Source organism: Candidatus Manganitrophus noduliformans, from assembly GCF_012184425.1.
Taxonomy (GTDB): domain Bacteria; phylum Nitrospirota; class Nitrospiria; order SBBL01; family Manganitrophaceae; genus Manganitrophus; species Manganitrophus noduliformans.
In genome coordinates, this window is record NZ_VTOW01000001.1 from 16,057 (window position 1) to 39,820 (window position 23,764).

Sequence of the window (23,764 nt, forward strand, 5' to 3'; positions counted from 1 at the left end):
CACCTCAATATTCAGCAAAAGGTGGACCGATGGAGAATGCAGTTCAGGGAAGTGAGCGGAAGGCCGCAAAAAAGAGATTGGGAGATCTCTTGGTTGAAAACGGCCTTCTCACTCAAAACCACATCCGGCAGGCCTTGGACGAACAGCGGAAGATCGGGAAACGGCTGGGCGAGATCCTCATTACGCTGCAAATGATTTCAGAAAAACAGATGGCCCAATCCCTTGCCGCCCAACTCGATCTCAGTTATATCGAGCCGACGGGGACCCCCATCGATCCGGCCCTTCTTCTTTTGATCCCCGAATCGCTCGCCAAACGGCACCTCGCCGTGCCGTTGGAGATTCAAAGCAAAAAGCTGAGGGTCGCCATGGTCGATCCGCTCGATTATGAATCGATCAACGACCTCCAATTCCAAGCGGGGATGGCGATCCATCCGGCCGTCGCCACGCGAAGAGCCATCTTGGAGACCATCGAGCAGAACTACCGCCTCGCCACCTCGGTGGAGAAAATCGTCGAGGCCTCCGCGAAAGATTTCGGAGAGGGATCGATTCAGGTCGTTTCATCGTTGGAAGAGGGGAACCTCCACCATGCGGAGGCCCGCTCCCTCGAAGAGAAGAGCCGTCTTGCCCCGGTAATTCAATTGGCGAATCTGATCCTGAGCAAAGCGATCAAGCTCCAGGCGAGCGACATTCATCTTGAGCCGGGGCCGAAAGATTGCCTGGTGCGCTACCGGATCGACGGTCTGTTGAAAGATGAGATGCATCTTCCCAAGTGGGTTCAGAACCCACTGATCTCCCGGATCAAAATCTTGGCCAAGCTCGACATCGCCGAACGGCGCCTCCCCCAGGACGGCGCGGTCCGGGTCGTTGTGGAGGGCCATGAAGTCGACCTCCGCGTTTCGATCCTCCCGACCCTCTACGGCGAGAAGGTCGTCTTACGCATCCTCGACCAGGCACGGATCTTGATTCAGCTCGATCAGATCGGACTCGATGAGAAGTCTCTTCATCTGATCCGCCAGATGAGCAAAAAAAAGAAAGGGATGATCCTGGTGACCGGCCCGACCGGAAGCGGAAAGACCACCACCCTCTACGCCGTCATCAACGAATTGAAGTCGGAAACGAAAAACCTGACCACGGTCGAAGATCCGGCCGAATACACGATCGAAGGGGTCAACCAGGTGCAGATCAACTCGGAGATCGGTCTCACCTTCGCCGCCGCCCTTCGATCGATCCTCCGTCAAGACCCCAACATTATTCTTATCGGCGAAATTCGCGATCTGGAGACGGCGGAGATCGCCTTTCGCGCAGCGATGACCGGCCACCTGGTTCTCTCCACGCTCCATACGAATGACGCCGTCTCGACGATCACCCGGCTGATTGATATCGGAATCCCGCGATACCTCGTCTCCTCCGCGGTGGTCGGCATCGTTGCACAACGCCTGGTCCGAAAGCTCTGCCTCCAATGCCGGGTGGAAGCGCCGGCGGGTGGCGCTTTCTTTCAAGAAAAAGGATGCGCCGCCTGCCACTACACCGGTTTCTCGGGTCGGCGCGGCATTTTCGAGCTCTTCACCCTCTCCACCAAATTAAGGGAGCTGATCGCGAGCGGCGCAACCGAGCAAGAGATCCGCGCCGTGACGGCCGCCTTCGGAATGCGCACCTTGCAGGAAGACGGCCTTCAGAAGGTCGCACAGGGGATCACCACGACGGAGGAGGTCATCCGTGTGGTTGAGATGGAAGAGACCTTTAGGAATCTTTGTCCCCAGTGTCACCGATCGCTTCACCTCGATTATCTGATCTGCCCCCACTGCGGCTGCGCCTCTCCCTATGTCTGCGCTTCCTGCGGTAAGTTCCTTCAGCCCGAGTGGACCGCTTGTCCGTATTGCCGTCACGCCACCCAGGGCCGCGCCGAGCCGCCCCGGATCACCCCAGACACCCTGGATAAGGAATGACCCTTCGTAACGGATGATTCGTACGATGCAGTGAAAAGTGAGGAGTCTTCATGAATCGACAAGAGCTTGAAAAAAAGAATATCGCCGCCCTTCGCTCTCTCGCCAAGACCCATTCGATTCGCCTTCGCCCTTCCATGCGTAAGAGCGAGATCGTTTCCGTTTTGCTGGAATCGCTTTCTCCGGCGGAAAAAAGGGAGCCCGCCCCCTTGACGGAGAAAGAAGCGGTCACGGCAAGCAGGATGACCGAACACGCCGGAGAGGGAGAAGCCCAAGAGGAAAGGACTGGCGTCGGCATTGCAACTTATCCGGAGATTCCGATGGAATATGGCGTCAATCAGGTCGTCGCCCTGGTCCGCGACCCCTGGTGGATCTACAGCTATTGGGAGGTGACCCACGAAGGAATCGGAGAGACCCATCGGAAACTGGCCGATCCGGAAAGCCGCCTCGCCCTGCGAGTTTACGATCTTTCGGAGCGGAGCGATTTGACCCATTTTTGGGACATTGACGTCGACCACCGGATCGGAAACTGGTATGTCGATGTCGGCCAGCCCGACCGGAATTTTTTGATCGATATCGGCATGAAGTCCCGTTCCGGCGCATTCGCAACGATCGCCCGATCGAACAGCGCCCACACCCCGCCGGCCGGCCCTTCCGACCGGTTCGATGAAGAGTGGTGGTCGCCGGAGGGGGCGCTCGTTTCCGACGGAGGAAGAAGGTTGCCGCTGGAGCCGTTCGAGCAGGAAAGAGAGGCGATCTCAAGCCTCTTCTCTCCGGGACTGCTCCGAAAAAGCTAAAACACGTGAAGCGTGAGGCGTCAGGCGCTTTTACCCCTCACGCCTCACGTTCTCTTCTTTGTCGCCTCACGGCTCTTAACGACTCACGGCATTTAGGAGGTTCCCATGGAAAAAGGATCTCTCTCTCTCATTCTCCATTCACACCTTCCCTTTGTGCGCCACCCCGAATATCCGGAGTTCCTCGAAGAGGATTGGCTCTTTGAGGCCATTACCGAAACGTATATTCCGTTCATTACGATCTTTGAAAAACTGTTGAACGATCGGGTCCCGTTTCGGATCACCCTCTCGATCACGCCGACCTTGGCCGCCATGCTCAGTGATCCGCTTCTGCAACGGCGTTATTTGGAGCACATCGAGCGGCTGATCGAGCTTGCGGAGAAGGAGGTGCATCGGACGCGGAGCCAGCCGGAGTTTCATTCGACCGCCCGGATGTATCTCGATCGGTTCCGGGAAGCGCGGACCGTCTTCAACGATCGATACCGGCGGAATCTTCTCGCCGCCTTTCGCGCCTTCCAGGAAGAAGGCTCCGTCGAGCTGATGACCTCGGCGGCGACGCACGGATTTCTTCCGCTCATGGCGGTCAATCCGAATGCTGTGCGGGCGCAGGTCGAGATCGGCGCGCGGGAATATGAACGCCACTTCGGCCGGCGTCCCCGCGGGATCTGGCTTCCCGAGTGCGGCTATTATCCCGGATTGGAAGAACACCTGGCCGCCTCCGGGCTTCAATATTTCATCGTCGATTCGCATGGACTCCTCCACGCCGTTCCCCGTCCGAAATATGCCCTCTACGCCCCGATCTACACCCCCGCGAAGGTCGCGGCGTTCGGACGGGACGTCGAATCGTCGAAACAGGTCTGGAGCGCGGAAGAGGGCTACCCGGGAGATTTCGTTTACCGCGATTTCTATCGCGACATCGGCTTTGACCTCGATCTCGACTACGTCCGGCCCTACATCCACGACGGCGGCATCCGCATTTCAACCGGAATCAAATACCACCGGATTACCGGGAAAACCGACCACAAGGAGCCGTATCACCGGGGATGGGCGATCGACCGGGCGGCGGAGCACGCGGGAAATTTCATGTTCAACCGGGAACGCCAGATCGCGCACCTCCACGACGCCATGGGGCGAAAGCCGGTGATCGTCGCCCCCTACGACGCCGAGCTCTTCGGGCATTGGTGGTTTGAAGGGCCGGAGTGGATCGACTTTTTCATTCGGAAAAGCGCCTACGATCAGAACATTTTCCGCCTCACCACACCGTCCGAGTATCTTCGCGAGAATCCGAGGAATCAGGTGGCGACCCCGCCGATGTGCAGCTGGGGATGGAAGGGATACAACGAGGTCTGGCTGGAGGGGAGCAATGATTGGATTTATCGCCACCTTCATCAAGCGGCCGATCGGATGGTCTCGCTGGCCCGACGCTTCCCCCAAGCGGACGGCCTTCGGAAACGAGCGCTGCGCCAAGCCGCCCGCGAGCTCCTCTTGGCGCAGGCTTCGGACTGGGCTTTTATCATGAAGACCGGAACGTCCGTTCCGTATGCCGTCAAGCGAACCTACGATCACCTCTCCCGCTTTACCCGGCTCTATGAAGAGATTTCATCGGAGCGGATTCATGAAATTGCGCTCAAAGAGATCGAAGAAAAAGACAACCTCTTCCCGGAGATCGACTATCGGCTTTATGCAGGCGCTTAGGTGTTCCCCCTGCTTGCGAAGAGAATATCGTCCGGTTAAGATAGGGGTATCAGCGTGGATCGCGGATCTGGAGATTTCATGGAACAGGCGATAGAAACGCTCAAGGGAAAATTGCTGATCGCAATGCCGATGCTTAACGATCCCAACTTCCGGCAGTCGGTGATCCTGATGTGCGAGCATGGACCGGAAGGGGCGTTGGGATTGATCATCAACCGCCCGACGGAAGTGGCGGTCTCGACGTTGATCGAAGATTTTCCTAAGCTGGCCGGCGGCGAGTGGGTTTACGCCGGCGGCCCCGTGGCGAAAAACGGAATGTTGATACTCTGCCGGGGCGATGCAACGCTCGAAAATCACAGCGTCCTGGAGGACGTCTACCTGGCCAAGGATTTGGACGAGCTGAAAACGCCGGGAGCGCTCGGCCCCGACGGAGAGATCCGTTGTTGCTTGGGATATGCCGGTTGGGCGCCCGGCCAATTGGAAGGGGAGATGTCCTCGGGCGCCTGGCGGACCCTCCCGGCCGATGCAGCGCTGATCTTTGACGCCGACCCGACCCTCATTTGGCCGCAAATGATGCGCCGGTTCGGTCCCGAATGGGCCTTTTATGCAACGATGCCGTTCGATCCAAACCTAAATTAACCCCACCTTACTTCTTTTCGCTACCCCATCATACCACCTTGTAGAACCCTGTCGCCGGCTCCACACCCGCGGAACAAAAGTGTGCAGATTTTCATTAACTTTTGGAGAAAATCCAGACCGATCTCGCTTCTTTACAAAAGATCAAGACGGTCTGGGATTTGCTCTAAGAAGGGATAGGAACCGGAACGATTGAACACTTTTTCCAGGAGGAACGAGATGGCAAAACGTCCTCAGATTTTGATCATTGAAGATCAGCTCGGCCCGAGAAAATCGCTCGAAATGATCCTTTCCCCTTACTTCGATGTTCTCACCGTCGATTCGGGAGAAAAGGGATTGGCCCAGCTGAAGGAAAGACCGGTCGATGTGGTGACGCTCGACCTCCGGCTTCCCAACCTGCAAGGAATCGATGTCCTTCGCCAAATTAAACAGATGCATGGAGACATCGAGGTCATCGTCATCACCGGTTACGGGGAGTTCAAAACAGTGCTCGATGCGCTCCATTTAGGCGCCTCCTCCTATCTCCTGAAGCCCTTTAACATGGGGGACGTTTTGACCGCCGTGAATCGGGCCGCCGGAAAGAAGCGGCAGATGGATCAATTAAAAGAGTTCCTGATCCAGATCGGAGGATTGATCGGCGCCGAGAAAGAACTCTCCCAAGGGATCAAGCTGCTCGAACAAGATCGCTCCCTTCTCGAGGGGGTCAAGAAGATGTTCGAAAAAACGGAGCAAGAAATCGAGGAGGAGCGGCGGGTCAACCATTTTGACTTCATCCGGGCCCTCATCGACACCGTTGAAAAAAGAGATCCGTACGCCTACGGCCATTCGAGCCGGGTCAACTATTATTCCTACCTGATCGCGCAACGCCTCGGACTGACCGATTCGGAGAAAGAAGAGCTGCAGATCGGCGCCTACATGCACGACATCGGCAAGCTCGGCATCGACCCGCAGGTGGTCCAGAAAAAGGGAGAGTATACCTCCGAGGAGATGGAGGCGATCAAAAGACATCCCGAAATCGGCGTGAATCTCGTCGCCCCGCTAAACCTTTCCCCGAACGTACTCGCCTTGATCCGGCATCACCACGAGTATTACATCGGGAAAGGATACCCCGACGGCATCGGCGGAGAAGACATCCCCCTCCTGGCGCGGATCGTGGCCGTGGCCGACGCATTCGATGCGATGGTTTCCGATTACCCTTATGAATACAGGAAGGTTCTCTCTCTGGAAGAGGCGACGGCGGAGCTCAATCACTGCTCGGGAATTCAGTTCGATCCGAAAGTCGTGAAGGCGCTGATCGAAACGATCGAGGAGGAGCACGACCGGATCCTCCTCAAGTCGGCCCTCTTTGCCGATCTTTAAATTTCATCGCTCGGCGAACCGCGAACCGACTTCCCAAGCGTGGTCCCCCACCCGGAGAATTCCCGGATGGATCGCGCGAATGCGATGGTTTGCGGAATCGGCGATGTAGATATTCCCCGCCGGGTCGATCCCGATTCCCGTCGGAAAGTCGAATCCGGCTGAAAGCCCCATCCCATCGATATCGCCCGGCTGACCGCTCCCCGCCAACGTGCTCACCCGCCCCTGAGGAAGGAGGATCTTCCGGATGCGATGGTTCTTGCTGTCCGAGACAATCAGGTTTCCCTCGATATCGACACTCACGCCGGTCGGCCAGTAAAACTGCGCCTCCTCTCGAAGCCCGTCCCGATCTCCCGGCTCCCCCGATCCGGCCACCGTCATGACGTTGCCGTCCGAGCCGATCCGCCGGATTGTGTGCGATCCTGCATCGGCGACATATACATTCCCGCCGTTGTCGGCCGCCACCGTCATCGGTTGATTGAATTTTGAAAAGTAGGCGAGGCTGTCGTGATATCCTTGCTCGCCGGTCCCGGCGACGATCATGACGATTCCCGTCGGGGTGACCCGTTTGATTCGATGCGCCCCCCGATCGGCCACATAGAGGCTTCCGTCCGGGGCCACCGCCACGCCGGTTGGATAGACAAACTCCGCCTCCTCGGCCGCTCCCTCTTTATTGCCCTGCCTTCCGCTCCCGGCAACCGTTGAAACGACCCCATCCGGCGTGATTTTTCGGATCCGGAAATTGTCGGTGTCGGCCACATAGAGGTTGTCGTCTCCATCCATCGCGAGCGTATCGGGACCGTGAAAGAGCGCCTCTCTTCCCTTCCCATCGGCGAAGCCGGGAACCCCCTGTCCCGCAAAAGTCGTCACCCAACCGAAGCGGTCGATCTTCCGGATGACATGGTTGTCATAATCGGCGACGAACCGGTCGCCCCGCCGGTTGACCGCAATCCCGGTCGGCCAGGCGAATCGCGCCAGCGACGCCGGCCCGTCTTGAAGACCGCGCTGACCCGACCCCGCCACAATCGAAACGATTTTTTCGGGGCTTCCCTGAAATGTCTTCCGACCCGGCATCGAGGCGGGAATCGCCCCTTCGGGGAAAGGGAAATAAGCGCATGCCGAGAAGAGAAAGAAAAGAGATACGATTAAAAAGAGGGGTCGCTTCATGATCTCCTCACTCATAGATCATTCTATGAGATGGAGACAGGATCGCGCAAGGGAAACGTTCAAATAATTGGATCGTTCTTGTGGGGGGGTGGGCGAGGCACCGCCTCGCCCCTACAGTCCCCATCCTAATCGGCGAGGTGGGAAGCGGACCCGGAACCCGATTGAGGAGATGGGATCGTTCCGATCATTTCGGTGAGAAATTGGCTCGGCCTGTTTCGAACCGGCCGCCCGAAACGGGTCCGCTCCTTCGACCAGAGGAGGTAGAGGCGTTCCTTCGCGCGGGTAATCGCCACATACATCAACCGCCGCTCTTCCTCTAATTCTTCTTCCGAGGACAACGCCGGCCGGAGCGGGAAGAGCCCCTGTTCGAGACCGCAGAGAAAGACGGTCGGCCATTCCAATCCCTTGGCGGCGTGGATCGTCAGCAGCTTCACGGAGTCCTCTTCATCCCGCAACTCGTCTTGGACCGATCGGGTAAACTGCCACCGCAGAAAGGCGGAGAGCGAGTGGTCTTCCTGATTCTCCCCCTGCCAACGGCCCATCTTCTCGAAGAGCTTCAGAAGATGGGCCTCCTTCAGCGGATAACCCTCTTTTCGGTATCGCTCGGAGAACTGAAACCGGCGATCGACCTCCTTCGCCAGATCCAAAACGGTCGGATACGCTCCCTTCGAGAGCTTCTCCTGAAGATCGAGAAGATGCTCTTTGAACCAGGACGAGGGAAGCAGATCGAAGAGAGGCCGCTCGGCGCGGGCCGCTTCGAGGTTGAGCGAGGAGAGAACCTCCGGTGAATAACGCTCCTTCGGAAGGATCTTCTTTAAATGGTAATCATCCCCCGGGTTGTGGAGGATAATCAAGAAGCTCAAGAGGTGCCGGACCTCTTCTTTCTCCCAGAAGGAGGAGGTCACCACCTGATAGGGGATCTTTCGAAGCTGGAGCGCCCTGGCGAGTGGAATTGCCTGCGCGTGGGTCCGATAGAGGATCGCCATCTCGGAAGGACGGCACTCCGCCTTTCCATAATCGCGTTTGATGATCGTCGCCACCGCCTCCGCCTCTTTCTCCGGGGTGTCGGCCTGCATCACGGAGACGGCGACCGATCCGGCCCAATCGGTCCGAAGCCGCTTTTCGAGCTGATATCGATTGTGGGCGATCAGGCGATTGGCCGCCTCGACGATCGGACCGGTCGATCGATAGTTCTGCTCAAGACGAATGACCTCCACCTCTGGGACCATTTTCGGGAAGGAGAGGATGTGGTCGATATTCGCCCCGCGAAACCGGTAGATGCTCTGATAATCGTCCCCCGCCATAAAAAGATGCGACGGCCGCAGCAGATTGATCATCTCCCACTGATCCGAATCGGTATCCTGCACTTCATCGACCAAAAGATGGCTGAAGCGCGATTGATAGCTCTCGCGGACGGCGGGGTGCTCGCGAAGGAGAAGGTTGGCCGACTGCAACAGTCCGCGATAATCGAAAGCGTTTCCCTCCTTCAGCCGGCGCTGGTACTCGCGAAAAAGGGGATCGCTTTGGAAGAACCGGCCGGTCTGGAACGCCCGGACCACGTCCGCCGGGTCGCGTTTGATCCCCAGCTCGTCGAGAATTTCGCGGAGCAGCTCCACCTGGTCGGATTGATCGTAGATGGAGAAGTTCTTTCGATAGCCGAGAATTTCTCCCCACCGCTCCAGCAGGGAAGCGGCAAAGGCATGGAAGGTCAAAAGGCTCAACTTGCGCTGCTCCCCGACCTCTGCCTCGATGCGGCGGCGCATCTCGCCCGCCGCATGGCGCGTAAACGTCAGCGCCAGCATATTCCAAGGGGAGATTCCCTCTTTCAGGAGCCGGACCAACCGGAGGCTTAAGACCGCCGTCTTCCCGCTTCCGGCGCCGGCATTCACGAGGATCACCTGTGCGCGGCTCTCCACCGCCCGGCGCTGTGCTTCATTGAGATTTTCGATTAATTTCATATTCGCTTTCCATGAAATGTGATTGTAGGGGCGACGCATGCGTCGCCCCTACGCAAACCCGGCCGATTGATTAAGCCGAAGCCATTGCCGAGTCGGCCATCTGGATCATCTTCACTCCGAGGCGAGCGGCATCTCCCGGCGGAATTCCTTCCACCCCCGCGACAATGAAATGATCGAGGTGTCCTTCATCGACGAAGGCACAGAGCGCCTCGATGAACCGCCGGCGGTGGTGAAGGTCGACGCTCTCGAGATTATCGACCAGCAACAACCGGCAGCGCGGCTCACGGAAGAGAATCAACGCCGTCATCAGCGCGGCGGAGAAGAGCACCCGCTCGCCCGTCGAGAGGGCTTCAAACGGGATGAAATGCTCGCCCCGCTTCCACCCCATCTCGAAGATTTCGTTTCCCCGAACATCCTGAAAGCGGAAGGTCAACTCTTTTTCAGGATCGATCGCGTGGAGCAGATCATTGACGATCTTCGAGAAGGGCCGGATCATCTCCTTGATCATCTCCCCCTGAAGCCCCTTCGGGCCGAGGGCCACGATCAGCTGTTTCAGCGCCTCGACGTTCGCGTCGGCCTTTTTCAGATCGACTTGGTTCTGCTGGTAGGCGATCCAGAGGGAGCGCCGCTCCTCCTGTTCGGCGAGACGGCGCTTCAGCTCCTCCAGATGGCGCTCGAGCCCCTCTTTTTGGAGAATCAGATCGGCCGGATCGGCATAACCGCCGTCGCCCGCCTCTTCCGCCTCCAGCCGGGCCAAGGCCGCTATCAGTTCCGCCTGCTTCTCCTCCCCTTGGCCGGCGCGCTGAAGCATCTCTTCCCAGACGGCGATCTGCTTTTGCGTTTCGCGTTCTTCCCGATCCAGCGACAGAGCGCGCGCCTGAAGGGGTCCGAGGCTCTCCTGCAATCCCCGGTAGCGCTGCCATCGCATCGATTGCAACGACTCGATCTCGCAGATCGTCATCTCCTGCGAGGAGAGTCGATCCCGTCCCTGCGTAATCACCGGGGTGAAGTCGACCGGACAGCCAATCCCTTCAACCACAGGACAGGTCCCATGAATTGATTCAGCGCGATCGAGCCCTTTCTTCTCCATCTCCAATGCGATCTTCAGCGCATTCAGCCGCTTCTCCTCCTGCTCGATCTCGCCAAAGAGGGCGGCGGTCGCCTGCTCGACCTGGTCTCTTTCCGCTTGCATCGGCGCGCGATCAAACGACCGGCTCCGCAATTCGGCGATCTGCGCTCGGATCTTCTCAACGGAGGCCGCGGCGGCCTCCCGCTCAATCAAACGGGACCGTAATCCTTCGATCTCTCTTCCCCGCGCTTCCGCCGATTTTCGACGCGCCTCATCCTTGGCCAGCTCTTCCCGGATGAGGATGATCCGTTCTTGAATCTCTTCGATCTCCCGTTGAGTGGTCCGTGCCGCTTCGGAAGGAACGAACGGCTCCTGATTTCGGGTGTGAAGCATCCGGCGCGCCGCAGCGATTCCTTCCTTCTTTCGGAGGGACCAGAGGGAGAGCTCTTTTTTGAGATAGATCAGCATTCGATCGAAGTTCGACTGAAGATCGTGGCCCTCCGTCCAGAGGGCGAATGCCTTGTCGATCCAGGCGTGCAGTGTGAGGGAGCTGACAGGCGCGCGGACCGCTTGGATCAGCCGGCTCTTGAGATGGGGCTTGTCCCACCCGAGCCCCTTCGTCGGCGAGAGCCCGAAGAGAAACGCCCGCTTCTTCGCATCGGAGAGGGAGAGAAACGCATTGAGATCGAAAGAAACGGCAAAATCACCCACTTCTTCGGCGATGCGCCGATGGGCGTCGGCCAGATTCTTCTCCCCTTGATGGGGCGAAACCCAAACCGAGGTCGAGACCGCCCCCCGGCTGAGCTTAAAGGTTCGGTGAAGGATAAATTTTGCGTCGGTCTCGATCTCCACCGACATCTCCCGGCCGGAGGCAAGCTGGACGACCGAAGCCGGGGTGCGGCCCAGGCGCGGCTCATAGCCGAGAATGCCGACCATGACCGCCTGGAGCAAGGCGCTCTTGCCGGCCCCGTTCGGTCCGACCAGGAGCATCTTGGGAGCGATCGCCCACTCGGACCGCTTCCCCTTAAAGTTATGAAGACGAAGACGCGCCAGCTTCGACATTTATCCCTCCTTGGCGGGATTCTCGGCCGGTTTGGACGAACTCGCTATCCGTTCCTGATCTTCCATCGGAACGGCGCCGTATTCGTCTCCCTCCAGCGCCCCTTCCATGCTGACCTCTTCGAACCGCGCCTCTTCGGCCGCCCGCTCGACCTGGACCTCTCTCGGATCGGTCTGGCCTTTTTCGATCTTCTCGCCGAGCTCGGCGAACTTCTTGAAATCGAAATCGTGCTTGAAGCCGTAGACCGTGATCTTGGCGACGCCGTTGTGGACCTCGACCGTCTTGGCCGCGATCGCCGGATGTTTCAGCAGCGCGTTTCGGGTGCAGATCGACTGTGCGTGGCGGTCGCCGAATTTTTGCCGGCTGACATGCTGGTTGAAAACCTCCTGGATCTCCCCATGCGAGAGGTCGACCCAGAGGCCGACCGGATCTTCAATTTCAAAGAAGACCAGCGCCCGTCCGGGACGATCGGGGGAGAGGGAAGCGGGCGGCTTCTCCTTCATCCCATAGGTCCCGCAGACCGGATAGCGCCGGACCTTCACCTGAAGGTCCTGGAGAAAGTAAGTGTAGACGTTGAAAAAGAGGGTGTAGTCGACGCCGACCATGTTCCCGATCGGGTTCGGACCGAAGATGATCTTCCGGACATAGACCGACTGGATCGCCCGCGTCTTGGGGTGCCGTTCGATGTAGGGGTTGGAGACCTCCTTCCCGTCGACGACGACCGAAGGAGGGGTCATGATGTTCAGGCCGGGAAGTTGGTTGAGTTTATCGGCGCCGGCCGACGTGATCATCCAGTGCTCACCGATCCGCTGGATCTCTTTGTTGCGTTCGGAAAGGGAGACCGGCATCTTGCAAGCGCGCATGATCCCGGAGGCGTCCCGGCGGATAAAAACTTCTCCGTCGCCGAGGAGGGCGACGTTCTGATTTCGGAGCGCTTGGTTTTCTTTCTGGAGGGTTTCAAACGAATCTTTCTTAGCGGTAGGAATACTCATTTTTTCTCCTTCTCTCCTGCAATGCGTTGATCTCTAATCGCAGGATGCAATGATCATCAACCCGCGGCTCAGCGAGACTTTTTTCCAATGTCTCGTGAAGACCGCTCCTGTCACACATTTAATACGCAATCAAACGGAGCGACGGCGCGAAACAAGCGCCCGCGGGAGGATCAGGAGATGCAAAGAGGCTGGAAGATCCTGAGAGGAAAACAGACGGAAAAACAGGACAACGAGAAGGAGCTTACAAAATCAAATTCAAAAAGCAAAAACCAGTCTTAAAACCTCACTCCGTTCTTACCTAAAACGCTTCTGTTTATAACATTTTAAGACCTCAATGTCAACGGAGCCGAAGGGGTTTTCCCTCTTGAACCGGGCCGATTCTCTTGACATGAAAATGCCCGAATGTTACTGTTTTTCAACATTTTCTAAATATCACCCAAACCTGCGGCGAGGGTCTCGTTCGAGTGATGAAGACAAAACAAAAGGAGGCGCGCTCCGAACAAGACCCCTTCTCAAAAACGGACGAGAAAGCCTCGGATCGAGCTCCCTCTCCAAAATGGGCGCGCTGGATTGCAACCGGCTTCGGCGTCGGCTACTTCCCCCTTATGCCGGGAACCCTCGGCAGCCTCCTCGGTTTCTGCTTCTTTCTCGCCCTTCGCTCCCTCCCGCCGGTTCTCTATTTGTTCACCCTCATCGCATTCATCTTTTTAGGGGTCCATACGGCCGGTTTATCCGAACCGTTCTTTCAGAAAAAAGATGCATCCGAAATTGTGATCGACGAGATTGTGACGATGATGGGGGTCCTTTTTCTGATTCCCCCGTCGGTCGGATGGTGGTTCGCCGGTCTCTTGGCCTTTCGCGTTTTTGATATCTTCAAGCCACCCCCTTGCCAGCAGTTCGAGCGGCTTCCGGGGGGGTGGGGGGTCATGGCGGACGACCTTCTGGCGGGGGCCTACGCTGTCGTCTTCATTCAACTGATTGCGCTCATCCTCAACCATTGAGGGAAGGTCGATGGAAAACGGCGACGACAACCGGGAGGGAGAGACCCTGGAAGAGATCGTAGGGAAACTTCTCTTGCAGCAGAAAAAATGGCTGGCGATCGCCGAGTCGTGCACCGGAGGGGGGATCGCCGCCCGGATGACCCGTATCCCCGGCAGTTCGCGCTATTTCGATTCGGCCTGCGTCACCTACAGCAACCGGTCTAAAGAGAGGCTGCTGGGGGTCCCGAACGCCCTTCTGGCAGAGAAGGGGGCGGTCAGCGCCGAAGTGGCCGCCGCGATGGCCGAAGGAATCCGGAAAAAGGCGGGGGTCGATCTCGGTCTCTCGGTCACCGGGATCGCGGGGCCGGACGGGGGAAGTCCTCAGAAGCCGGTCGGGTTGGTCTATATCGCCCTCTCGGATGGCCGCAAAACCATTCCCGAGCGGTTCCAATTTCACGGCGATCGAGAAACGATCCAGGCCGAGGCGGCGCAGACGGCGCTGGAGAAAGTGAGAAGATATCTCACCCGCGGTTAAATCCCAAAGGCCGACCTGATCCCCTTTTTCTGCTTCGCATTCCGCATTTGTCATCCCCGCCTCTCTTTCAAAAAAAGTAAAAAAATGGTATAAGAGGGGATCGAAAATCAGAACCCCGATATGAGAATTCGTCTTTTTATTGCCTTGCCGATCTCGGAAGAAATACGAAAGCGCTGCAAGGCGCTGGAAGAGATCGGCCGGCAAAAGGCTTCTTCCATTCGCTGGGTCGATCCGGAACAGATTCATCTGACCCTCTTCTTTTTGGGTTGGACCGACCCGACCCTGCAGCCGAGAATTGAAGCACAGATTCGGGAGTCGGCCCGTGAGGCGGCGCCCTTCTCCACCCAGATCACCGGGTTAGGGGTCTTTCCGAAACCCTCCTCCCCTAAGGTCTTCTGGGCCGGCGTCTCGAATGAGCCGCCGCTCCTTGCCTTGCAGCAGAATCTCTCGGCGCGGATGGCGGCGTTGGGATTTTCCATCGAGACCCGCCCCTATCGGCCGCATCTCACGTTGGGCCGAATCAAAGGGCCGGTCCCCGAAACCTTTACACGCTGGGTCGCGGAGGGAAACGGGCTCCAAATCGGGCGTTGTGAAATGGAGAGCGTCACCCTGATGGAAAGCCGGATGAGGCCGGAAGGATCGATTTATACCCCGCTGTTTACCACAACACTGGGGGGAGCCCCCCGAGAACGGGTCATCGGGTTTTGATAAGTTTGATAAGATAGATCACTTACTTTATCAAGGAGAAAACATGGGAGAGCGAGAATTAAAGGAGAGAGAGAGCCACCGGGGAAAAGCGCTTGAGCTGGCAATGTCGCAGATCGAGAAGCAGTTCGGCAAGGGGGCGATCATGAAATTGGGGGCCGACGAGATTGCGGCCAACGTTCCGGTGATCTCGAGCGGGTCGCTGGGGCTCGATATCGCCCTCGGCGTGGGGGGGCTTCCCCGCGGACGGGTCATCGAGATCTTCGGACCGGAGTCGTCCGGAAAGACGACCCTCTCCCTTCATGCCATTGCCGAGGCGCAAAAGGCGGGAGGGGCCGCCGCGTTTATCGATGCGGAGCATGCCCTCGACATTCACTACGCCGGACGCCTGGGGGTGAAGGTGGATGACCTCCTTGTCTCTCAGCCCGACACGGGAGAGCAGGCATTGGAGATCGCGGAGACCCTCGTTCGGAGCGGCGCCCTCGACATCATCGTGATCGACTCCGTGGCCGCCCTGGTCCCCCGCGCCGAAATCGAGGGGGAGATGGGAGACTCCCATATGGGTTTGCAGGCCCGGTTGATGTCGCAGGCGCTTCGGAAGCTGACCGCGGCGATCTCGAAGTCACAGACCACCGTGATCTTCATTAACCAGATCCGGATGAAAATCGGCGTGATGTTCGGAAACCCGGAGACGACCACCGGCGGAAATGCGCTGAAGTTCTACTCCTCGGTCCGGCTCGACATCCGACGCATCGAGGCGATCAAAGAAGGCCAAGAGGTGACCGGAAACCGCGTTCGCGTGAAGGTCGTCAAAAACAAGATCGCTCCCCCCTTCCGGCAGGCCGAATTCGACGTTCTCTTCAATGTCGGCGTCTCCAAACTGGGGGAGATCCTCGATCTGGGGGTTGAAAAGAAGATCGTCGAAAAGAGCGGGGCATGGTATTCCTACAAGGGAGACCGGATGGGACAGGGCCGGGACCAATCGATCAATTACCTGAAGGAGAATCCGGCCGCCACAGCGACGATCGAGCTGGCGATCCGGGAAGCGAGCGGCCTTCCGACGAACGGAAAGAAAGAGCCGGTCGCCCCGGCACCGGCCTTGGCCGCAGAGCGGACCAAAGTGAAAGCTTAAAAAGCTTAAGAAAAGATGTTCCCGGGAAGGAGGCTTCCCGGGAGCGACTCATTCCATTTCATACATACCCGCGGGTGATTTCCAAGAGGGCCCTCCGGCCCCCAGAATCGATTCCCTATGGTAAACTTTCAGGCGGAAGGTCTCCGGCTGATATACCAGAGATATCAGGGAGATCGATTCTCGATGTGAACTCATTCTGGAGGGGAAATATGAAAATCGATGAGCTGTTGAAGGCCGCGATGGAGAAAGGCTCGTCCGACCTTCATTTGAAGGTCGGCGTCGCCCCAATGGCCCGGGTCCATGGATCGCTCGCTCCATTGGAGAAATTTCCGAAAATCACACAGGAAGAGGCGATCAGCCTCGCCTTTTCCGTGATGAACCCGCAGCAAAAGGAGAAGTTCAAAGAGCGGTGCGAGATCGACTTCGGCTACGGCGCGGCCGGCTTGGGGCGGTTCCGCGTCAACGTCTTTCAGCAGCGGGGGACGATCGGAATGGTCTTCCGTGTCATTCCGACCAAGATCCTCTCCGTCAACGATCTGCTCCTCCCCCCGGTGATCGAGAAGCTGGCGTCGGAACATCGCGGTCTACTCTTGGTGACCGGGACCACCGGGAGCGGAAAATCGACCACGTTGGCCGCCATGGTTGATTACATCAACCAGAACCAGATGGTCAACATCATGACGATCGAAGACCCGATCGAGTTTTTGCACCGGGACAAGAAGGGGATCGTCAGCCAGCGGGAGATCGGCCACGATACCGAGTCATTTAGCGTCGCCTTGCGCTCCGCGCTGCGTCAGGACCCCGATGTGATTCTGGTGGGGGAGATGCGCGACTTCGAGACGATCTCGACGGCCCTGACGGCGGCCGAGACCGGGCATCTGGTGATGAGCACCCTGCATACGCTCGATGCGGTCGAGACGATCAATCGAATCATTTCGGTCTTCCCGCCGTATCAGCAGAAGCAGGTCCGGTTGCAGCTCGCCTCCGTCCTTCGGGGAATCATTTCGCAGCGCCTGGTCCCCAAAGCGGATGGACGCGGGCGGGTCCCTGCGGTGGAGGTTTTGGTCGCCACCCAGACGATTCGGGAGGCGATCATCGATCCTGAAAAAACGCGGCGGGTTCATGACGTCCTCGCCGTCGGAGGAACGCAGTATGGGATGCAAACCTTCGACCAGTCGCTGTATAATCTCTATAAACAGCAACTGATTTCCTACGAAGAGGCGCTGAAGTGGACGAGCAATCCGGAAGACTTCGCGCTGAAGGTCAAGGGGATTCAGTCGACGAGTGAGAGCTGGGAGGAATCGAACGATCAAGCGGATGGCGGAAAGCTACAGGTCGACCGCTTCTAGGCCCGCCCGACGCGCCGAAGCGCCGGCGGCCCCAAGCGGCGAAAGAGAGGCGCGTCAAACGGCCGGAGCGTCGCGCCCGGCCGATCGTGCAAAACAGTCCGCCTACCGGCTCCTTTCCTATCGGGATCGGAGCGTCAAAGAGATCGAAACCAAACTCGCCGAGAAAGGCTATTCGGAAGAGATCATCGCGGAGGTGATCGCCTCGCTGAAAGAGGCGAATTATCTCGATGACGATCGCTTCGCCCGGCAGTGGGTCCGATTCCGCACGGAACACCGCCATTTCGGTCCGATCCGCTTAAAAAGAGAGCTTCTGGAGAAGGGAATCTCCTCGGAAGAAGCCGATCGCGCCATCGAAGGCCGCTCGGAGGAGTGGGACTTGGTCGAGCAGGCGGAAGCGGCCCTCCGGCGGCGACTCAAAGACCCCTCTTTACTCCACGATTTGAAAACCCGGCGGAAAGCCTATGCCTTTTTGCAGCGGAAAGGTTTTAATACGGAAACGATTTTTAAAGTATTTAAGATGATGGCAAACCCGGCATCGGAATAGAATAGGGAAAGATGATGACCTCCTCAGAGATCCGTTCAAAATTCATTCGCTACTTTGTCGAGCACGGCCACACAGAGGTGCCGAGCTCCCCGCTGATTCCGGAGAAGGACCCGACCCTCCTCTTCACGAACGCCGGGATGGTTCAGTTCAAGGGGGTCTTTTTGGGGGAGGAAAAACGTCCCTACAAACGGGCCGCCTCGTCTCAGAAGTCGATGCGCGCCGGCGGAAAACACAACGACCTCGACAACGTCGGCCAGACCGCCCGGCATCACACCTTCTTCGAGATGCTCGGCAATTTCTCCTTCGGCGACTACTTTAAAAAAGATGCGATCGACTTTGCCTGGGAGCTTCTGACGAAAGAATTCCAGCTTCCTCCCACGCGGCTTTACGCCACTGTCTTTCGGGATGACGATGAAGCGGCCGAGCTTTGGAAGAAGTATCTCCCGGCCGATCGGATCCTCCGGCTCGGCGAGAAAGACAACTTCTGGCAGATGGGGGACACCGGCCCGTGCGGCCCTTGCTCCGAGATCTTGATCGATCAGGGAGCGCAGGTTCACCCCGACTGCCCCGGGATCGGCAAATGCGACTGCGACCGCTATCTGGAGATCTGGAATTTGGTCTTCATGCAATACAACCGCGACGCGCAGGGAAAACTCACCCCCCTTCCGAAGCCGAGCATCGACACCGGAATGGGATTGGAGCGGATCACGGCGGTCTGCCAAGGGGTCTTGAGCAATTACGATACCGATCTCTTCCAGCCGATTTTCAAGGCGATCGCCGAACGGGCCGGCAAATCCGAGCAGGCGGTTCGGGGAGCGATGGCGGGGCGGGTCATTGCGGATCATCTCCGCGCGATTACTTTTTTGATCAACGACGGCGTGATCCCTTCGAACGAAGGACGCGGGTATGTCCTCCGGCGGATCCTTCGGCGGGCCGCTCGATTCGGGAAACAGCTTGGATTCCATGATCCTTTTCTCCACGAGCTGACTGGTGTGGTGATCGACACGATGCGCGGCCCCTATCCCGATCTGGAACAGCATCGAAAACAGATCGCGCAGGCGGTTCTCCTGGAAGAGGAGCGGTTCATTCATACGCTGAACCAGGGGGTGCAGATTCTGGAAGGAATCATCGCCAAGGTGAAAGGCCAAGGGATTCAGGTAATCCCGGGAGAAGATCTCTTTACCCTCTACGACACTTACGGTTTCCCGCTTGATCTAGCCGCGGAGATGGCGCAAGAGGCGGGGCTCGGCGTCGACGAGACCGGCTTCAATGCCGCGATGGAAGTCCAACGGGAGCGGGCGAGAAAATCGTGGGTCGGCGCCGGCGAGGAAGAGCGGGGCGCGCCGATCTATCGGGCCTTGGTGGAAGAGATCGGAAAGAGCCGGTTCACCGGCTACGAACATCTTGAAGAAGAGGTGACCCTCCTGGCGATCCTGAAAGGAACCGACCGGGTCACCTCTGCAAAAGGGGGCGAAACCGTCGATCTTGTTTTCAACCCTTCCCCCTTCTATGCCGAAGGAGGAGGACAGGTCGGAGATCGAGGGACCCTCTCGTCACCCACGGCGCTGGTCGAAATCAACAACACCGTTAAGCCGGTCCCCGATCTTCATCTTCATCGGGCGAAGGTCATCCAAGGGACGATCACGGTCGGCGAGCCGGTTCATGTGACTGTCGATGCCGAGGCGAGAAAAAATGCGGCGCGGAACCACACCGGAACCCACATCCTTCATGCGGTCCTGCGGGAGGTCCTCGGCGATCATGTCAAACAGGCCGGGTCGCTCGTCGCCCCCGACCGCCTTCGATTCGACTTCTATCACTTCTCCACGCTGACCGAGAAAGAGATCGACCGGATCGAGGCACGGGTGAACGAGCGGATTCGAGAAGATGCCCATGTCGAGACCGAGGTGATGGAGACGAAAGACGCGATCGCCACCGGGGCGATGGCCCTCTTCGGCGAAAAATACGGCGAGAAGGTCCGCGTGGTGCGGGTCGCCGACTTCAGCCGGGAGCTCTGCGGCGGCACCCACTGCCACGGCGCGGGAGAGATCGGCTTCTTCAAGATCGTCAAGGAGAGCAGCGTCGCCGCCGGCATCCGCCGGATCGAAGCGCTCACCGGTCCGGCCGCCTATCAACATGTGAAAAATCAGGAGCGGGTCTTGCGCGAGGTTTCGAGTCTCCTCAAGACGCGGCCGGAAGAGGTCGCCCAGAAAGCGGAGCGGCTGAATACCCAGCTTCAGGAAAAAGACCGAGAGATCGAACGGCTCAAATCGCGCGCGGCGGCGCCCGCGTCCGATCCCCTTGCGAATGCCCGCAAGATCGGACCGGTCTCATTGATCGCCGAGAAAATCTCCCCGGCGGAGATTAAGGATATCCGGGCGCAGGCCGATCGGCTCCGCGACCGGCTCAAATCGGGGGTGATTATTGTCGGTGCGCCAGACCCGAAGGGGGAAAAAGTATCGATCGTCGTGATGGTCACCCCCGACTGGGCCTCGCGTCTTTCGGCCTCGGAAATCGTCAAAGGGATCGCCGGCCTCATCGAGGGAACCGGCGGCGGGAAACCGGAGATGGCCCAGGCCGGCGGGAAGCGGATCGAAAAACTCGACGCCGCCCTGGAGCAGGCCGTCCAGGTCATCGAGAAGATGATCGGAGGAAATTAATCTTTTTTTGGGGGGTGCTTATGTTTACCGCGCTGAGGAAAGCCGCTTTAATCGGACTTGCATTGACCGAACGGGCCAAAGAGGTGGCCGACGAGCTCGCGAAGAAGGGGGAGGAGAGCCAAACCGAAGAGGCGCGGCGCGTCCGGTCCTTTTTCGAATCGGCCGAAAAAGGGGAGCAGGAGCTCAACCAGAAGATGTCCGACCTCGGCAAAAGAATCGCCGGGAATGTCCGGTTCCCTTCCCGCGCCGATATCGAGCGGCTGGAGAAAGAGCTCGCCGATCTGACCGCCCAGTTCCGGCGATGGGAGGCCTCCCGTCGTGAAAAAGGGGAGCCGGCCGCCTGACCGGGCTCCCTTTTCGTATCGGCCTTCATTCGTTATAATAGTAGTCATGAACCGATCCACGGCAGAAAACGACTCACCTGTCTGTCGGGGGAAAAGGATCGTCCAAGCATTTTCTTGAAAGATTTGGGTTCCGTGTCCAGAGGAAGCAACCTCCTTCGAGTGAGCGCGCATGATCAAGGTTTGGATTACCCTCTTTTCTCTTACCCTCGTCATTGCGATCGGGGCCGTTCGCGGCCTCCAATTCCTGAATCATCCCCCCTCCCTTGCAGAAACCCACAAAGTCATCGAAATTGCAGAAGGGGCCACCTACAACAGCGTCTCTGAGCTTTTGGAGCGCGAAGGGCTGATCACCAGTCGAATTTATTTTCGTCTCCTCGGCGCTTGGACGGGAAATGAAAAAAACATCAAGCCGGGTGAATACGGCCTCCATACGGCGATGCGGCCGATGGAACTGCTCGATCTCCTCGTGCGGGGCAAGATCCTTCACTATCAGGTGGTGATTCCGGAAGGATCGACCGCCCGGCAGATCGCGAAGCTGCTCGAAGCGGCGAAGCTCACCGAGGCCGAGGTCTTTATGAAAGTCGTGGAAGATCCGACCTTAATGAGTGAGTTCGGGATCGAAGGGGAAAGCTTGGAAGGATATCTCTTTCCCGATACCTACCAGTTTCCAAAGCGAACCCCGCCCCATGAGATCGTCCGGCGAATGGTCACCCAATTTCAGGCGGCCTATGATGAATCCCTCCGTAGAAGGGCCGATCAACTCCGCATGACGCAGCGGGAGGTCGTCACCCTCGCTTCGATCATCGAGAAGGAGACGGGGCATCCTTCCGAGCGGGGCCTGATCTCCGCCGTTTTTCACAACCGCCTGAAGAAAAAAATGCGTCTTCAGAGCGATCCGACCGTCATCTTCGCTCTCACTGAATTCGACGGGAATATTCGCAAAAGAGATCTCGGCATCCCCTCTCCTTACAATACCTATCGTTTCATCGGCCTGCCGCCCGGCCCGATTTCCAACCCCGGGAGAGAATCGCTCTCTGCCGCGCTTTATCCGGCGGATGTCGATTACCTCTATTTCGTCTCCAAGAATGACGGAACCCATTCCTTCTCAAAAAACCTCCGCGAGCACAATCGCGCGGTCAATAAGTACCAACGCAAGAAGGCCTGAAAGCGATGATGCGCGCCGTTTCCCCCACAAGGGTCATTCTCATTGTCCTCGACGGCGTCGGCGCCGGGGCCCTCCCCGATGCGGACCGGTACGGCGATGCCGGAAGCGATACCCTCGGCCACATATCTCGGGCGGTAGCGCTTCGTCTTCCGACCCTTGAGAGATGGGGGTTGGGGCGAATCGACGATCTCGAAGGGATTGCGCCGGTTCCTCATCCGACCGCCCATTTCGGGAAGATGGCGGAGCGATCGGCGGGGAAAGATACGGTGATCGGCCACTGGGAGATGACGGGGGTGATCACCCCCACCCCTTTCCCCACCTATCCGAACGGCTTTCCGCCCGAAGTGATCGGCCCTTTTGAAGCGGCGATCGGACGGAAGGTCCTCGGAAATAAGGTCGCCTCCGGAACGGAGATCCTCAAGGAGCTCGGCGCAGAACAGATGGCGACCGGGGCGCCGATCGTCTACACCTCCGCCGACTCGGTCTTTCAGATTGCCGCGCACGAGGCGACCATCCCGCCCGAAAAACTTTGGGAGATCTCCCGGATCGCCCGCAATCTCCTGAAGCCGCCGCACCAGGTTGCGCGGGTCATCGCAAGACCGTTCATCGGCGAGCCGGGGCGATTCGTCCGGACCGACCGCCGCCGCGATTTCTCCGTCGCCCCGCCGGCCGAGACCCTGCTCGACCGTCTTCAAGCGGCGCGGATTCCGGTCATCGGCATCGGAAAGATCGAAGATATCTTCTCGGGAAGGGGGATTTCGGAATCGGTCCACACCCACGACAACAACGACGGCATCGATCAAACCGTTCGGTTCATCGACCGGACCGACACCGGATTGATCTTCACGAACCTGGTCGACTTCGATATGCTTTACGGCCATCGAAACGATGCCGTCGGATTCGCGAAGGCGCTGGAGGAGTTCGATCGTCGCCTTCCTGAGATCGTTTCGAAGATGAAGGAGGGGGATTGGCTGATTCTCACCGCCGACCATGGGAACGATCCCCTTTTTCCCGGCACCGACCACACGCGGGAGCATGTGCCGCTGATCGTTTTTCAGAAAGGGGTTGCGTCGGGGCGCGATCTCGGGATTCGAGCGACCTTCGCCGACCTGGGACAGACTTTGGCGGAGCATTTCGGAGTGGACCGTCTCCCGGTGGGAGAGAGCTTCCTTCCGCTGATCGCCGCACCCGCTGCATAAACCGACTTCATCCGGAGCTTTCAGATGGATTACGAAAAGAAACTACAATCACTCGGCTTTACCTTACCCTCCCCGCCCAAGCCGGTCGCAACCTATGTCCCGGCGGTTCGAAGCGGAAATCTCTTATTTCTATCCGGCATGATTCCGATGGTGGAGGGGAAGATGGCGATGGTGGGGAAGCTCGGGAAAGAGCTGACTGTGGAACAGGGACAGCAGGCGGCGCAGATCACGCTGCTGAATGCGCTGGCGGTCATCAAGGCCGAGCTCGGCTCGCTCGACGGAATCAAACGGATCGTCCGGATCGGCGTCCATGTTGCATCGAGCGAAGGATTCACCCAACAGCCGGCCGTCGCAAACGGCGCGTCGGATCTCCTGGTTCAAATTTTTGGCGATGCCGGCCGGCACGCCCGGTTGGCGCTGGGGGCCGCCGAATTGCCGCTCGGCGCGCCGGTGGAGTTGGAGATGATCGTCGAGATAAGGTGATTTC

At 58.4% G+C, this 23,764-nt stretch carries 20 protein-coding genes; 16 read left to right on the forward strand and 4 right to left on the reverse strand.

Annotated elements, in window-relative coordinates:
- The first annotated feature begins 29 nt into the window (after positions 1-29).
- From MNODULE_RS00060 to MNODULE_RS00080, 5 genes are all read left to right on the forward strand, one after another.
- Complete coding sequence (locus MNODULE_RS00060) at positions 30-1,946, forward strand: ATPase, T2SS/T4P/T4SS family (RefSeq protein WP_168057448.1); 1,917 nt, start codon at positions 30-32, stop codon at positions 1,944-1,946.
- Between the two features lie 50 nt (positions 1,947-1,996).
- Positions 1,997-2,740, forward strand: coding sequence for a DUF4912 domain-containing protein (locus MNODULE_RS00065; protein WP_168057450.1), 744 nt, complete (start codon positions 1,997-1,999; stop codon positions 2,738-2,740).
- 105 nt (positions 2,741-2,845) lie between these two features.
- Positions 2,846-4,432, forward strand: a complete 1,587-nt coding sequence (locus tag MNODULE_RS00070) for a glycoside hydrolase family 57 protein (protein ID WP_168057452.1) — start codon at positions 2,846-2,848, stop codon at positions 4,430-4,432.
- Between the two features lie 78 nt (positions 4,433-4,510).
- Positions 4,511-5,068, forward strand: coding sequence for a YqgE/AlgH family protein (locus MNODULE_RS00075; RefSeq protein WP_168057454.1), 558 nt, complete (start codon positions 4,511-4,513; stop codon positions 5,066-5,068).
- A gap of 216 nt (positions 5,069-5,284) precedes the next feature.
- On the forward strand, positions 5,285-6,424 hold the full coding sequence (locus MNODULE_RS00080) for an HD domain-containing phosphohydrolase (RefSeq protein ID WP_168057456.1): 1,140 nt from the start codon (positions 5,285-5,287) through the stop codon (positions 6,422-6,424).
- A 3-nt stretch (positions 6,425-6,427) separates the two neighbouring features.
- On the opposite strand, the gene MNODULE_RS00085 is transcribed toward MNODULE_RS00080, so the two are convergent.
- From MNODULE_RS00085 to MNODULE_RS00100, 4 genes are all read right to left on the reverse strand, one after another.
- The gene (locus tag MNODULE_RS00085) at positions 6,428-7,588 is read right to left on the reverse strand and encodes an NHL repeat-containing protein (protein ID WP_168057458.1); all 1,161 of its coding nucleotides are present in this window, start codon (positions 7,586-7,588) and stop codon (positions 6,428-6,430) included.
- Between the two features lie 125 nt (positions 7,589-7,713).
- The gene (locus MNODULE_RS00090) at positions 7,714-9,546 is read right to left on the reverse strand and encodes an ATP-dependent helicase (RefSeq protein ID WP_168057460.1); all 1,833 of its coding nucleotides are present in this window, start codon (positions 9,544-9,546) and stop codon (positions 7,714-7,716) included.
- A 70-nt stretch (positions 9,547-9,616) separates the two neighbouring features.
- On the reverse strand, positions 9,617-11,677 hold the full coding sequence (locus MNODULE_RS00095; RefSeq protein ID WP_168057462.1) for an AAA family ATPase: 2,061 nt from the start codon (positions 11,675-11,677) through the stop codon (positions 9,617-9,619).
- A complete protein-coding gene (locus tag MNODULE_RS00100; protein ID WP_168057464.1) occupies positions 11,678-12,667 on the reverse strand; it encodes a hypothetical protein in 990 nt (329 codons plus the stop codon).
- A 467-nt stretch (positions 12,668-13,134) separates the two neighbouring features.
- On the opposite strand from MNODULE_RS00100, the gene MNODULE_RS00105 reads away from it, so the two are divergent.
- From MNODULE_RS00105 to MNODULE_RS00155, 11 genes are all read left to right on the forward strand, one after another.
- Complete coding sequence (locus MNODULE_RS00105; protein WP_168057466.1) at positions 13,135-13,668, forward strand: phosphatidylglycerophosphatase A family protein; 534 nt, start codon at positions 13,135-13,137, stop codon at positions 13,666-13,668.
- Between the two features lie 10 nt (positions 13,669-13,678).
- The gene (locus tag MNODULE_RS00110) at positions 13,679-14,182 is read left to right on the forward strand and encodes a CinA family protein (RefSeq protein WP_168057468.1); all 504 of its coding nucleotides are present in this window, start codon (positions 13,679-13,681) and stop codon (positions 14,180-14,182) included.
- A 120-nt stretch (positions 14,183-14,302) separates the two neighbouring features.
- Entirely contained in the window at positions 14,303-14,890 is a 588-nt protein-coding gene (thpR, locus tag MNODULE_RS00115; RefSeq protein WP_168057470.1) for an RNA 2',3'-cyclic phosphodiesterase, read from the forward strand.
- 43 nt (positions 14,891-14,933) lie between these two features.
- Positions 14,934-16,019 carry a recombinase RecA gene (gene recA / locus MNODULE_RS00120; protein WP_168057472.1) on the forward strand — a complete coding sequence of 362 codons (1,086 nt, stop codon included), beginning with the start codon at positions 14,934-14,936 and terminating at the stop codon, positions 16,017-16,019.
- 209 nt (positions 16,020-16,228) lie between these two features.
- Positions 16,229-17,368: a type IV pilus twitching motility protein PilT gene (locus tag MNODULE_RS00125; protein ID WP_168057474.1), complete on the forward strand. Its 1,140-nt coding sequence runs from the start codon at positions 16,229-16,231 to the stop codon at positions 17,366-17,368.
- A complete protein-coding gene (locus MNODULE_RS00130; RefSeq protein WP_168057476.1) occupies positions 17,337-17,912 on the forward strand; it encodes a regulatory protein RecX in 576 nt (191 codons plus the stop codon). The genes MNODULE_RS00125 and MNODULE_RS00130 overlap by 32 nt, the downstream gene beginning before the upstream one ends.
- A 14-nt stretch (positions 17,913-17,926) precedes the next feature.
- A complete protein-coding gene (alaS, locus tag MNODULE_RS00135; RefSeq protein ID WP_168059145.1) occupies positions 17,927-20,569 on the forward strand; it encodes an alanine--tRNA ligase in 2,643 nt (880 codons plus the stop codon).
- 20 nt (positions 20,570-20,589) lie between these two features.
- Positions 20,590-20,913, forward strand: coding sequence for a hypothetical protein (locus tag MNODULE_RS00140; RefSeq protein WP_168057478.1), 324 nt, complete (start codon positions 20,590-20,592; stop codon positions 20,911-20,913).
- 169 nt (positions 20,914-21,082) lie between these two features.
- Positions 21,083-22,078: an endolytic transglycosylase MltG gene (gene mltG, locus MNODULE_RS00145; RefSeq protein WP_168057480.1), complete on the forward strand. Its 996-nt coding sequence runs from the start codon at positions 21,083-21,085 to the stop codon at positions 22,076-22,078.
- A 5-nt stretch (positions 22,079-22,083) separates the two neighbouring features.
- The gene (locus tag MNODULE_RS00150) at positions 22,084-23,277 is read left to right on the forward strand and encodes a phosphopentomutase (RefSeq protein WP_238339155.1); all 1,194 of its coding nucleotides are present in this window, start codon (positions 22,084-22,086) and stop codon (positions 23,275-23,277) included.
- Between the two features lie 24 nt (positions 23,278-23,301).
- On the forward strand, positions 23,302-23,760 hold the full coding sequence (locus MNODULE_RS00155; protein ID WP_168057482.1) for a RidA family protein: 459 nt from the start codon (positions 23,302-23,304) through the stop codon (positions 23,758-23,760).
- Positions 23,761-23,764: the final 4 nt, after the last annotated feature.